Below are 13,205 nucleotides of genomic sequence, written 5' to 3'. Positions count from 1 at the left end.
TGCAAATTGAATGTACCCTGGTGCCAGAACCAGGGTACATTTTTAAACTCAAAGAATTTATGTGTTTGCAAAGATCTAAAACATTCATTGTTCGCCAGATGTCAAAGCAACCGGAGGTAGTCATGAATAAAGCACTAAGAAATCCATTGGTATTTTTCCTTTTTATTCTTCCAGCACTGATCTTGTTCACGATGTTCTTCATCTATCCCATTTTTAGTTCAATCTATTACAGCTTTACTAGCTGGAATGGGGTATCTGACACAGTCAAGTCTGCCGGAATCAGTAATTTTGAGAAGGCATTAGGAGACGAACGATTCTGGATATCTGTCAAAAATAACGGTTTCTTTATTCTTTTCTCCTGTTTTGTACAGGTACCGTTAATCATATTCTTCTCGTTATTGATATCGAATGTAAAGAAGCTAAAAGGCTTGTATAAGACAGCGGTCTTCATGCCTTCTATTATGTCTACAGCAGTTATCGGTATTCTATGGGGCTTCATTTATGAGCCCAACATTGGACTTTTAAATAAGGTTCTAGGCTTAGTTGGTATTGATCCACTTTACTGGCTGTCGGATGAAAGATTCGCAATGTTATCCATCCTGATCACGAATGCTTGGCAATGGACCGGATTCTACATTGTAATGGTACTTGCAGCTATTCTGTCGATACCAGGTGAATTGGATGAAGCAGCTGCCATTGATGGCGCAACTGGATTCCAACGTGCTACACGCATCACGCTTCCACTAATTGTTCCAATCATCTCTGTTGTGATCATGTTGTCCATTGCTGGAGCAATGAAAGCGGCGGATATCGTCATTGTAATGACTAAGGGTGGACCTGCTGGTTCAACCGATGTAATGGCAACTTATATGATTAAATATGCTATCACTAACTTTAAGTACGGGTACGGTAATGCCATTGCAGTCCTGATCTTTGTATTTACACTGGTGGTTACAGCCGTTTATCAGCTGCTGATAGCCCGACGCACAGAAAGGATTGAATACTGATGCCACGCGCCCTGAAAAAAAGTTTGCCACATGTCGCACTTTTGTCCTATCTACTAGTTATTCTATTTCCTTTCCTGTTCGTGTTATTCTCCTCTGTGAAAAAGGATAATAATGCAATAGCACTTAACCCTTTTGGAATTCCAAAGGAGTTCGTCTTCAATAACTACGTTGAAGCTTGGGTAAATGCCAAGATCAGCACCTACTTTTTTAACAGTTTGTACATTTCCATATTGGCTTCTGTAGTATCTATCATTCTAGCGTCTATGTTTGCTTTTGCAGTTACTCGGATGCGCCAAGGCAAATGGAATACGATTTTGTTCACCTTAGTTATGGTGGGAATGCTCATTCCAAATAACGCATTGATGCTTCCTATTTATACGATTGTACGTAAGATGGGGATTCTGAATACGCACTGGGCGTTGATTATCCCTTATATCGCGAATGCAATTCCGTTTACGATAATTATATTGGCTGCATTTATGCGCTCGTTGCCTAGAGAAATTGAAGAGGCAGCGGTCATGGATGGGTTGAAGGCACCAGGTATCTTTGCTAAAATTATTGTACCTCTAACCGTACCTGCCATGGTTACTGTATTCATTGTTAATTTCCTGGGCAATTGGAACGAATTCTTGCTGGCAAACTACTTCCTATCAAATGATGAACTACGTACGCTCCCAGTGGGTATGGTTCAATTCCGTGATCAATATCAGATGAACTATGCACAAATGTCAGCGGGTATCGTCTTCAGCGTTCTGCCAGTAATTGTGATTTATGCGATTTTACAGGAAAAAATTATTGAAGGCGTAACTGCGGGTGGCGTAAAAGGATAACTTTTTTTCTCAGTCAGGAGCACTAGCCGATGAATTTGCGCTATAAATTATTTACGGCATTTTTGGGCCTGATAATCATTCCCTTATTTATTCTAGGCATGCTTATGTTTTTCGTGACGTATAACTCTATTGAAAAGAAGTACAGTCAACAGTCGGAATACTCACTCAAAGCAATTAGTTACAGTATTTCAAATGTGTTAAAAGATATGGATAACGTCACAGACAACGGAATTGCTACCTCGGTTTTTCATATGGCACTTAGCGCAGAAGATCCTTCTAATCAAGATTTGACTGATGCTGAGCAACTCAATTTGAATGCAAGCCAGCGCAATTTCCGTAGTCTGTTGTTTAACCATCCATCGATTAGCTATGCTTTTTTATACAATTTTAACGGTAGAGGTAACTCTGAAATCGTGTCGCTTTTTAATAAGGAAAATTTCCGAACGCTACCCTATGATACTTTCAAAAAAAGTGATTTGTACCAGGAAGTAATGGATTTGAATGGCGTGCCAAAATGGCTGGCTCCTCATGAGTATCCCGAACTTACAGGAACTGAACCTGTGTTTACACAAATTCGACTCGTGAAGGAACTGAGCTTCTTTCAGAACATAGGTATCCTTGTTGTACAGATCAAAAATTGGGAGCTCGAATCGATATTTCGCAATTTAAAAATTGGGGATAGTAATCAGGATGTTTCGTTTATGCTAGTAAATGATGACGGAATGATTCTATTTGACCCAGATCAAAAGCTGGATGGGCAGGATATTCAGTCATTCGCGAATAAAGAGATTACCTTCAAAAAAGGGTTTCAGAGTTTTAAAACAGAGTATAACGGGGAGAAGAGTATTCTCTCCATGTATCATTTGAAAGATTATCCTTGGAGTCTAGTGTCTGTAACCTCATGGGACTCTTTATCTCGAGAAGTTACAGTATTTGCACGCTGGTTTGTAGGGGTTATCTTCCTTTGCTTTTTGGCAGCGGTGATCTTCAATCTATTCTTTATGAATCGCATTACTGGTGCAATAGCCGTAATTGTTCGTTTTATGCGACGTGTTGAGGATGGAGATCTAACTTCGCGGGTAGAAGTGAAGGGGAATGATGAGTTAACGCTTCTTGGTAAGGGCTTTAATGATCTTATGGATAAAATTAACCGATTGTTTAACAGAATCCATTTGGAACAGCGTCGCAAGAATCAAGCCGAGATGCGTGTTCTACAGGCTCAGATTAAACCGCATTTTTTATTCAATACGTTAGAGTCGATTAATGTTCTGGCTATACAGAATGAAGGCAAGAAAGTCAGTGAGATGGTCTACCGACTGGCAAGTATTTTACGTATTAGCATTCAGGATCGAGAAGAAATTACACTGGATGAAGAGATTAAACATCTTCGCAATTATTTGGATATTCAAAAATTTAGATTTGAGGATTTATTTGAATACGATATTGATATCCCACAAGAATTGATGAGTTGCGGCATTTTAAAGCTTACTTTGCAACCGCTTGTAGAGAATAGCATTCAGCATGGATTTGAGGGTATTGATTACAAAGGTCAAGTTTCTGTGAAAGTTTGGGAGAAGCAAGGGGACTTAATTTTACGAATTGAAGATAACGGTATTGGAATTACACCATCTCAGTTGTCTATTTTCCAATATATAGTGAATGATCCTGTGGAGCAAGAGGTTGAAGTTGAACGGGAAAACCGGATGAATCTTGAACGTAGAGGCCTTGGCATTCGCAGTGTAGCGGATCGCATCCGCATTGAATACGGTGACAGATATGGAATATTTATTTGTTCCAGTCCAGGATATGGTACTATTATTCAATGTGTCATACCTAAATACGAGCAGGGGGAAGATCATTATGCTAAAAGTATTATTGGTAGATGACGAAGCCCCAATTCTGAATAATCTGAAGAGAGTGTTGCCATGGCAGGAGATGGGGATGGAGGTCGTCGGTATGGCGCGAAGCGGCATGGACGCCTTGCGCATTGCTGAAGAGGAGCAACCCGATCTTGTGTTGAGTGACATTCGTATGCCAGTGATGGACGGGTTAACTTTTGTAGGAAAGCTGCGGGAATTGGGATTGGATAGTGAGGTACTGCTTCTTACCGGGTATCAGGAATTTGACTATGCACGGGAAGCGATCCGGCTTGGGGTAAAAGAATACATTTGTAAGCCGATACATTATGAGGAACTTGGCAATAAGGTACGTGAGATCGGAGCTAATATCCGTAGTAAACAGTTTAAGAATAAACTGTATAATAGCATCCCTTTGTTTCAAGAGATTCCTGAAGTTGACAATGGCAAAAAAACGCCGGATCAGCTAATGAACTTGGCCGCTCAATACATCACTGAACATCTTCATTCAGGTATCGGGATTGAGGAAGTGGCGAATAAGATCGGCATCAGTGGCAGTTACTTCTGCCTCTTGTTTAAGAACCGGTTTGCAATGACTTTCGTGGAATACGTAACACAACAACGAATTGAAGCTGCCAAGTTTATGCTTACTAACAGCGATAAGAGCATTACGGTGATTGGTTCCGGAGTCGGTTATCAGGAACGACGTTATTTCACGAAGGTATTTCAGAAGCAGACGGGGATGTCTCCTAAGGAGTATCGTGACCGAAACGCGGTGAGGTCGGCTTCACTCTGAGGATGTTTGGACTTCCGGTCGCTGTTATCCTCGGATTTCTTGATTGGAAACCGCTGCTCGCGGTTGAAATCCGAGGATAGCATATGCTTCCGAGGTAGCTTTCCAAGGAAAGCTTTTAGGCGAACGCTCCGCTCCTACAGTTCCAAACCTCCTCTCCGTTCCTTCTCCCTCACCACACTTCGTTGTGGGTATGGGGTCATCCCACTCCTGCGGATGTGGGGACTCCCTTGGGAATGCATGGACTATCGACCAGCCAGCAGCTGTGATAAAGATACATAAGTTATAACCAATTAAATGTTTTTAAACAGTAGAGATGATTATCCTTAGTTACTGAGGATAATCATCTCTTTTTTTATAGAAATATAATATGCTCCCTATACTCCCAAAATTTATCATATGTTTTAATTAGAGTGTAAGAAGGAAGTGCAAGGCGATAGCCAAGCAAGCGTGAAAAAGGCTCTAGATTGGGATGATGGGGAAATGGGGGAACAGAACATGAGTGTGACGAATCCTTCCGTCAGCTTATCAGAATTAAAAAAACGCGGCAGGGGGAGAGTGCCGAATTTTCTGAGAGTGATGAAGAAATATTGGGTGTTCTATTTGATGATGCTCCCAGCCATTATTATTCTGATCATCAATAACTACATACCGATGTTAGGGACGGTAATTGCTTTTAAGGATATCAATTACCAGAAGGGCATTCTAGGCAGTGATTGGGTCGGGTTCTCGAACTTCAAATATTTATTCTCGACAGAGACGGCGTGGATCATTACAAGAAATACCCTGTTGTACAACACTGCGTTTATTGTACTCACACTATTTTTTTCACTGGCTTTTGCGATTATGTTTAACGAAATGCGCAGCAGATGGCTATCGAAATTCCATCAGAGTGCGATGTTTCTCCCATATTTTCTCTCATGGGTCGTCGTCAGTTATTTAGTATACGGCTTTCTAAGTGCTGAGCACGGGTTCATGAACAAGACACTGCTTCCGTTCTTTGGGCTTGATCCAATTGAATGGTATTCGCAGTCGCAATATTGGCCGGGGATTCTAGTGATCGTAAAGCTGTGGAAAGAGATTGGCTATACGACGGTCATTTATATGGCCGCGATCATCGGCATAGATCACGAATATTATGAGGCTGCGCTGATTGACGGTGCTTCTAAATGGAAGCAGATTCGTAAAATCACGCTGCCGCTGATCAGTCCGGTTATCATCGTAATGACGCTACTGCAGATTGGTAGGATTTTTAACGCAGACTTCGGATTGTTCTTTCAGGTTACTAGAAACGCAGGAGCATTATACTCCACTACGCAAGTTATCGACACCTATGTATATCAGACCTTCCTGGCGATTGGTGATATTGGGATGTCCTCTGCCGCGGGTCTCGTTCAATCTATTGTAGGATTTCTACTGATATTCTTAGCAAATCTAGCAGTACGACGAATAAGTAAAGATGATGCGTTATTTTAGAGGGAGGTGAGCGTGTTGAGCCAGACAGAAACTGCAATCGGGCCGTCGGGTCGTACAGGAAAGAGAGCTAAACGGCAAAAACAACCCAATGAAATTTCTAATATCTCCAATTTGTTAATTAATATATTCTTCTGGATCTATACGGCGATTTGTGTGGTTCCACTGATCCTCGTGATTATCGTATCGTTCTCAGATGAACAATCGGTTGTGCAGCACGGCTACAGCTTTTTCCCGAACAAGTGGGATATCTCGTCATATGAATTTCTGTTAAAAGATTATTGGCAAATCATAGATGCGGCTGCCGTTTCCTTATTTGTGACGGTGGTTGGAACGATTCTGAGTCTCGTAATTATGGCAATGTATGCCTATCCTATCTCGCGTGGGGATTTTCCACATCGTAATTTCTTTTCGTTCTTTATGTTTTTTACACTTTTGTTTAATGGAGGCTTAGTGCCCTGGTATCTAGTTTATACTCAAATGATGCATTTGAAAGATACGCTATGGATTCTGATTATGCCACTGCTGGTTTCAGCATTCTTTGTCATCATTTTACGAACCTTTTTTGCAAACACAATCCCGCCGGCACTAGTTGAATCCGCTAAAATTGACGGGGCACCGGAGTTTCGGATCTTCGTTCAAATCATTCTGCCTTTGTCGTTACCGGTGCTAGCTACAGTGGGATTATTTCAAACCTTGGCGTATTGGAATGACTGGTATCTAAGCTTGATCTTTATTTCACCTGAAGGGCATGTCAATCTGCAGTATCTAATGTATAAGACGATGTTGAACGTTCAGTTCCTGACTGCAAGCCCCCAAGCGATGGCTGCCCTAGCTGCACAAGGTGTAGAAATCAATCTGCCGACAGAGACAGTAAGAATGGCAATGGCTGTTATTGGGATCGGTCCTATCGTATTCGTTTACTCCTTCTTCCAAAAGTATTTTATCAAAGGACTTACCGTTGGTGCTGTTAAAGGCTAATGAGGATTGGAATGGCTTAATTCGGCGCTCCATGCAAGTGTGTGAACGTCCGATTCAGCATATATAAATATTTTGAGGGAGGTTATGGTGTACATGAAGGCTATTCGAACAAGCACACTTTTAACGCTGATGCTTATCGTAGTACTCAGTCTTAGCTTAGCTGGATGCGGAGGGAATAACGGGAATAATGAAGGAGCCTCACCAGCGCCAAGTGAAAATGCAACCGCTACCAATGCTGCGGCAACAGATGAGCCCGCTGCAGATCCTACAGCTGAACCGGAGAAGAAATTAGATCCTTATACTGTTAAGTTAATCTATGTCGGTGCCGTTCAAAAGGATGAGCAGGTTGTAGAAGACGCTATCAATAAGCTTCTGGAACCTAAAATTAACGCCAAATTGGATATCGCACCGATCGACTGGGGTCCATGGGACAATGATGTTAATCTGAAGATTGCCAGTCAGGAGAAATTTGATATTATTTTTACAGCCCAATGGAAAAATTATGTAACCAATTCAGCTAAAGGTGCTTACCTCCCACTTAATGATGATAGCGGCAAGTACGGTAATCTATTGAATGAATATGGCCAAGGGATTCTTAAAAATCTCGACCCGCAATTCTTAAAAGGTTCTGCGATCAATGGTGTGAATTATGCCGTTCCTACGAATAAGGAGCTAGCAGCACAAGGCGGGATCGTTTATCGCTCCGATATTGCTGATGAACTGGGTATTGATATGTCGAATGTAAAGACCATTCAAGATTTGGATGCCGTGCTCAAAGTCGTAAAGGAGAAGAGACCTGACCTAACTCCACTGTACTTCAAGCAAGGAGAGACCTTTAACTCCCAGTACATGGCGCAGTACGATACGCTTGGTGATGCTTCAATTCCGGGCGTTCTGCTTAAGGATTCATCGGACACTAAAATTCAATCCATGATTGAACTGGACCGTTACAAAGAAATCATCAAGCTTACTCGTGAATATATGAAGAAAGGTTATATTAACAAAGATGCGGCCGTGGCTACAAATTCAACGCAAGATGCAATGAAGGCCGGTAATGTCTTTATGACAGTACAATCACTTAAACCTGGTAAAGATAGTGAATTGGCTAATGCTACAGGTTTGGTCGGAAAACTGAAACAAATTGCTTTTAACGAACCGACGATTTCTACTAGTGATGCAGCAGGATCAATGTTAGCGATCTCCGCTTCCTCGGGTGATCCAGCTCGTGCCATGATGGTATTAGATCTTTTGCACACGGATAAAGAAATCAATAATCTGCTCGTATTTGGTGTAAAAGGTGTCCATTATGATGTCGTTAGCGGTGATACGATTAAAGCTACTGACAAAACGGGTGACTATAATACCGCTGCCGCCTGGATGCTTGGAAGCCAATTCCTGAATCCTGTATGGGAAAGTGAAGCTCCAGACAAATGGGAGCAATTCAAGGCCTTCAACTCCAAAGGTAAAGCTTCTGTTGCGCTCGGTTTTAACTTCGACGCATCCTCTATGAAGACTGAAATGGCAGCTTGTAAAGCTGTAATGGATGAATACGATATCAGTTTGGATACGGGTTCTGTTGATCCCGATACCGTATTGACTAAGTACGCCGACAAGCTGAAGAAAGCCGGACTTGATAAGATTATTGCAGAGAAACAAAAACAATTAGATGCTTTCTTGGCTGCTCAAAAATAAATACTTTAAATGAAACTAAAAGGCTATCCCCGGCATGATTACTGCGCTGGGGATAGCCTTTATTGTACGCTTGGTGAATAGGTTAGCGGAAAGAAGTATCTATTTTTTGCGCTACCTGAATGGCAAGTGACCAAGCCTGCTCGGGATCTAGCTTACCTTGCTCGGCTTTGGTTAAATACTCGAGCATATTTGTTTCTACATCGGCGTGGTGCGGACCGTAGTAGGTGGGAACTACTTCTTGTGCTGCTGTAGAGAGGACACGTCCAACCTCAGAATTAGGAAAATAGGGATCAGACAGGTTATGGATCTCTGGATCGTCATAAATTTCGGGCGTGGAGGGAAATGCCCCTTCTGACTTAAATGAAATTAGCTGTTGTACGGGCTCGGTTAACCATTTGATAAGCGCGAATGACTCCTCTGGATGACTGCCTGTTCTAGGCAAGGTAAGGACGGAACCTCCTCGATTAGCGCTATTTCCTGGGATGGTCGTTACATTCCATAATCCGCTGGCTGTTGGAGCACTACTCTTGATATGATCAATCATCCAAGCCGGACAGAGCATCACTGCAAAGTCGCCGTTTAGCAGACCTGCGCCCCAGCGCTGTGTATCTACAGCAATACCTGCGGATAAATTCAGCTTCAGAGCTTGAATTGCAAAGTCCCAAGCCCCTTTTACTGCTGGATTATTTCCTATGATCAGCTCTTGGGAAGTGGGGCTGTAATATTGAAGCTTGGACTGACGCAGAAGGGTTAGATAAAGATTCTCTAAGTCATTGACAAAGGCTTTGCCTGTTGCCTCATAGACTCTAGTGCCGGCTTTGAGGAATTGGTCCCAAGTTTGGATTCGCTTTGCTACTTCTTCAGGTTTGGTAGGGAGTCCAGATAACGCGAATATGTCAGTCCGATACAACATAGCATAGGGACCAATATCAGTCGGTAATCCGAAGATAAAATCATTACCGAGCACCTCCTGCCATTTCCAACTCAGAAATTGATTCTTTAGATCATTCGCTCCAAATGTTGTTAGATTATAAAAATAATCGGGGAACTGCTTGAAACGATCCAAATAGCTAATATCAATGGCCGCCACATCAGGGGAACTATATCCTGCTGCGAATGAAGTTTGCAGCTTGGCGGGAAGCTGCGTGGAGGTTGAGGTCTGAATATGGATTTCTAGCTCGGGATGCTGCAATTGATACTCTGCTATAAGCGGCTCAAGACCTGATCCAGCCGTAAGCCAGATGTTCAACTGGATCGGGTCTTGAAGGTCGATATCTTCCTTAGAAGGAGAGATCTGGCAACCGCTTGTATGAAGCAGCAATCCAAAGCTTAACAGGATAGTCAACAACTTAGCATTCACATGCAAGAGAACACACCTCGTCTTTATTTGTTGTGCTTCTGAAATTCCTGAGGAGTCATACCCATGTATTTCTTGAATATGAGGCTGAAGTACGCAGGATCTTTAAAGCCAACTAATTCGCTAACTTCGTAAACTTTGAGCGTAACATTATTTAGCAGTTCTATCGCTTTTTGAATACGAAGCTTGGTAAGAAAACTAGAGAAGCATTCTCCTACATCGTCTTTGAACAGACGGCCCAGATAGGTTGGATTCATGTATAATTCATCTGCAATCATTTTGAGAGAGAGGTTCTCTTGGAGTCGCGAATTCATAGCCTCAATCATCATAGAGATTACTCTGCGTGTAGCCTTTACCTGTAGTTGTTCCGTAAGCTGTGGAGAAGCTGAGCACATGGATACATCACTATAATAGATAACGGGTCGGGTACTATCCTTTTTGAGCTGTTGGCATGCCTGCAGGCTCTCATGATAAGCTGTTGCGAGGGCTCCAAGATCATAGTGAGGGTTGGAGACACCCGCGCTGAAAGGTGATTTCAAGAGGCTAGACAGCTTAATCATCATTTCCTGAGTTAGTGCCTCATCGATTCTTTCGGATTGTTCATGGGGATAAAACAACATGATTATCGCTTCTTGCTCCTCTTGAATGCCGACAACATTAGCGTAAAGCGAAAAACACTCTTCTAATATATTGATTACGGCTGCATACATCGCTTGTTCAGACCAGTACTGTGGCATAACATCACCTAGGTGATTTACAGTAATGATGACAAAAGAATGAAAGGGAGGTATGAGCTGTTCTTCAAAGTAGGGTAATGGAATGCCATAAAGTAGATCAGAAAGGCGTTTCTCCCGAAGGTTCTTTTCTCGCAGCTGCGAGACTTGCCTGTGTTGCTTCTTCAATTCCAGACGTTCATACACACTTGTTACGACTTCGAGGATATTTTCAACTGAATTTGGTTTGACCAGATATTCTCGTACACCGTACCTTATGGCTTGGCTGGCATAGGAGAAATCCTGATAACCAGTGAGCAGTATCGTCTCGGTGTCAGGGTAACATTCATGGATATGCTTAGAAAGCTCGAGTCCATCCATGCCAGGCATACGTATGTCTGATATTACAAGGTCGACTGCCTGCTCTTTTAACAGTTGTATCGCTTCTAATCCGTTCTCTACTGAACCAATGATGCTAAAATTATGGTTCGCACTTCCCAGCATGTCTGACAGGGATCGTCGGACAAAACTTTCGTCGTCAACAATTAACACTTTCATCACTTCGCCCCCTACCCTTGATCGAACTGTAATGGAACAGTGACTTTTACGAGTAAGCCTCCGAGCTCGCTGGTTGATAAATGAAGGCCAAATCCATGTCCATAGATTAGTTCTATACGATGATTCAGATTGGAGAGACCGATACCCGTGTGGAGCAGCTTCTCCGGATTAACCTCGCCGCTGATTAAGGCCTCTGCCATTCTTGCCTCGCTCATGCCTTCTCCGTTATCTTCTACTGTTAGCACAAGTGAGTTGCCTTCACTATAGGCCCGAATACGTATAAGCCATACTTCGCGCAGTGTAGGTTCAAGTCCATGCGTGATAGCATTCTCTACAAGGGGCTGAAGGGTTAGCTTCATGAGCTGCCTATTCATGACCTCAGGATTCACGTGCAGATCAACCTGTAGTTTGTCCTCGTAGCGTAGTTTTTGCAGGTAAATGAACCTTTCTAGTTGTTGTAAATCTTCCTCAACCGTAACAAATTCCGATCCACGATCAATGCTGTATCGAAGCAAATCGCTTAGTGCAATAACCATCTGTGACTCTTCTCGCATGTGTTTATTAGCTAGTGACCAATAGATGGTGTTCAAAGTATTGTAGAGAAAATGAGGACGAAACTGTGCTTTAAGAGCTACGATCTGAGCTTGTTTTTCACTGATTTGTTTGCTTGAGAGGTCAGCAATCGTATGGTCTAGGTTTTGAAGCATGGAGTTATAGCTTGAGTATAGGATAGCCATTTCTTTATTCATGGTTGTTTTTACAAACGGTAGCGTGGTTCCGCGTTCAACGTTGCTTAGCTTGGTTGCGAGATTACGAAGCGGCTTAGACAGTGTCCACGAGAAAAAGAAGGTAAATAATAACGCTGCGGCCATCCCGAGCAGGCCAATTAAAATAATATTTCTGCGAATGCCATTTAAATCTTTAACAGCTTCTTTAGAATCAATGTAAGCAAAAATGCTCCACTCGCTGTAGGGGGAATAAGCGTAGGATACGAACATATTGCGGGAGTTTATGGTATTTGGGATGATTCGTGCTTTATGATTACTGAATTGACTTAGAATTCTATCATCCATATACAGACCTATCTCATCTGGATCGGTGGAATAAACAATGGTGTTGAAGGAATCAACAATTTGAATTTTCTCATTCTTACCAAGATGAAATTGGCTGACAGCGTTATGGATAACCTCCACAGGAAGGACGAGAAATAGGGTTCCTAGCCGATTTAAATCATTCCAATCATTAATTTGCCTAGCTCCCATGACCACAGGGATCGTACCGTTCTGCCATACATCTACACCAAACCAGAGCATACGGCCGTTATTCTGGGCTATAGCTGGAAACCAATAGGCGCCGCGGATTTCTCTCTCGCTGTCCCAGATTACTTTTAAGGAGCTGCTATTGGTATATACCTGATTATCTGAAAGTCCGAGCAGCTTGAACTGGATGTCATAATTGATGGAACGTGTCTGTTGATCGATGTAGCGGGTGATATCCATAGCGTCAGTAGGAGGTGTGCGGGATTCTGCTAAGTCTCCTAGTGTTTCTTGAATCAAGGGACTGAACATGATCGTAGAAGAGAGTTTGTCGTTATCTTGAAGAATAGCGTCCATTTTACCTTGAAGCTGTTTGACGGACTCCAGAATATATTGGTTCGACCGGTTAAGAACGGCTTGGGATGACGATCGGTAGGACAAAAAAATCGTAAAGGCTACGATAGTGAAAATGATCAGTGAGAAACCCATGATTAATTGAACGAGGATGGAGATTTTCTTGGACATGTCATCACCCGCATAAAAAGATATTCTTCCATACATTGTAACAAAAGCAAATGAAAGCGAATATACCTTGCTGTAAAATACACATATTTATATGGATAATCTCATATTTTTCGGGTAGCGGATGAAAGGTTGTTTTTGCTTGTTTTAATACTGGGTTAATCTTT

General features: G+C 42.3%; 10 protein-coding genes. 7 read left to right on the top strand and 3 right to left on the bottom strand.

The window, feature by feature from the left end; all coding sequences use genetic code 11:
• Positions 1-122 precede the first annotated feature (122 nt).
• The 7 genes from NYE25_RS12565 to NYE25_RS12535 all read left to right on the top strand — a co-directional run bounded on the left by NYE25_RS12565 (position 123) and on the right by NYE25_RS12535 (position 8,632).
• On the top strand, positions 123-1,007 hold the full coding sequence (locus NYE25_RS12565; protein ID WP_341052551.1) for a carbohydrate ABC transporter permease: 885 nt from the start codon (positions 123-125) through the stop codon (positions 1,005-1,007).
• Complete coding sequence (locus tag NYE25_RS12560; protein WP_042129876.1) at positions 1,007-1,837, top strand: carbohydrate ABC transporter permease; 831 nt, start codon at positions 1,007-1,009, stop codon at positions 1,835-1,837. The genes NYE25_RS12565 and NYE25_RS12560 overlap by 1 nt, the downstream gene beginning before the upstream one ends.
• 29 nt (positions 1,838-1,866) lie before the next feature.
• Positions 1,867-3,723, top strand: a complete 1,857-nt coding sequence (locus tag NYE25_RS12555) for a cache domain-containing sensor histidine kinase (protein ID WP_076284461.1) — start codon at positions 1,867-1,869, stop codon at positions 3,721-3,723.
• Positions 3,698-4,489, top strand: coding sequence for a response regulator transcription factor (locus NYE25_RS12550; RefSeq protein WP_341146028.1), 792 nt, complete (start codon positions 3,698-3,700; stop codon positions 4,487-4,489). Before NYE25_RS12555 ends, NYE25_RS12550 begins: the two co-directional genes overlap by 26 nt.
• Positions 4,490-4,984: 495 nt before the next feature.
• Positions 4,985-5,962: an ABC transporter permease gene (locus NYE25_RS12545; RefSeq protein WP_341146027.1), complete on the top strand. Its 978-nt coding sequence runs from the start codon at positions 4,985-4,987 to the stop codon at positions 5,960-5,962.
• Positions 5,963-5,977: 15 nt separating this feature from the next.
• On the top strand, positions 5,978-6,940 hold the full coding sequence (locus NYE25_RS12540) for a carbohydrate ABC transporter permease (RefSeq protein ID WP_256716416.1): 963 nt from the start codon (positions 5,978-5,980) through the stop codon (positions 6,938-6,940).
• A 93-nt stretch (positions 6,941-7,033) separates the two neighbouring features.
• Positions 7,034-8,632 (top strand): ABC transporter substrate-binding protein, encoded by a 1,599-nt coding sequence (locus NYE25_RS12535; protein WP_341146026.1) that lies wholly within the window; start codon positions 7,034-7,036, stop codon positions 8,630-8,632.
• Between the two features lie 82 nt (positions 8,633-8,714).
• Here NYE25_RS12535 and NYE25_RS12530 read toward each other — a convergent pair whose 3' ends face one another.
• Genes NYE25_RS12530 through NYE25_RS12520 form a run of 3 tightly spaced genes read right to left on the bottom strand, consistent with a single transcriptional unit; the run spans position 8,715 to position 13,041 of the window.
• Positions 8,715-9,992 carry an ABC transporter substrate-binding protein gene (locus tag NYE25_RS12530; RefSeq protein ID WP_341146025.1) on the bottom strand — a complete coding sequence of 426 codons (1,278 nt, stop codon included), beginning with the start codon at positions 9,990-9,992 and terminating at the stop codon, positions 8,715-8,717.
• 23 nt (positions 9,993-10,015) lie between these two features.
• Complete coding sequence (locus NYE25_RS12525; protein ID WP_341146024.1) at positions 10,016-11,260, bottom strand: response regulator; 1,245 nt, start codon at positions 11,258-11,260, stop codon at positions 10,016-10,018.
• An 11-nt stretch (positions 11,261-11,271) separates the two neighbouring features.
• A complete protein-coding gene (locus NYE25_RS12520) occupies positions 11,272-13,041 on the bottom strand; it encodes a sensor histidine kinase (protein WP_341059958.1) in 1,770 nt (589 codons plus the stop codon).
• Positions 13,042-13,205: the final 164 nt, after the last annotated feature.

It is taken from the genome of Paenibacillus sp. FSL E2-8871, assembly GCF_038000345.1.
Lineage (GTDB): Bacteria > Bacillota > Bacilli > Paenibacillales > Paenibacillaceae > Paenibacillus_AQ.
Note: the sequence above shows the minus strand (reverse complement) of the source record. Positions and strands in the feature narration are given on the sequence as shown.

Excerpts from the sequence above, each read along its gene's own strand:
- NYE25_RS12535 (WP_341146026.1), top strand. The coding sequence starts at position 7,034 with ATGAAGGCTATTCGAACAAGCACACTTTTAACGCTGATGCTTATCGTA.
- NYE25_RS12550 (WP_341146028.1), top strand. The coding sequence starts at position 3,698 with ATGCTAAAAGTATTATTGGTAGATGACGAAGCCCCAATTCTGAATAAT.
- NYE25_RS12555 (WP_076284461.1), top strand. The coding sequence starts at position 1,867 with ATGAATTTGCGCTATAAATTATTTACGGCATTTTTGGGCCTGATAATC.
- NYE25_RS12545 (WP_341146027.1), top strand. The coding sequence starts at position 4,985 with ATGAGTGTGACGAATCCTTCCGTCAGCTTATCAGAATTAAAAAAACGC.
- NYE25_RS12525 (WP_341146024.1), bottom strand. The coding sequence starts at position 11,260 with ATGAAAGTGTTAATTGTTGACGACGAAAGTTTTGTCCGACGATCCCTG.
- NYE25_RS12560 (WP_042129876.1), top strand. The coding sequence starts at position 1,007 with ATGCCACGCGCCCTGAAAAAAAGTTTGCCACATGTCGCACTTTTGTCC.
- NYE25_RS12520 (WP_341059958.1), bottom strand. The coding sequence starts at position 13,041 with ATGTCCAAGAAAATCTCCATCCTCGTTCAATTAATCATGGGTTTCTCA.
- NYE25_RS12565 (WP_341052551.1), top strand. The coding sequence starts at position 123 with ATGAATAAAGCACTAAGAAATCCATTGGTATTTTTCCTTTTTATTCTT.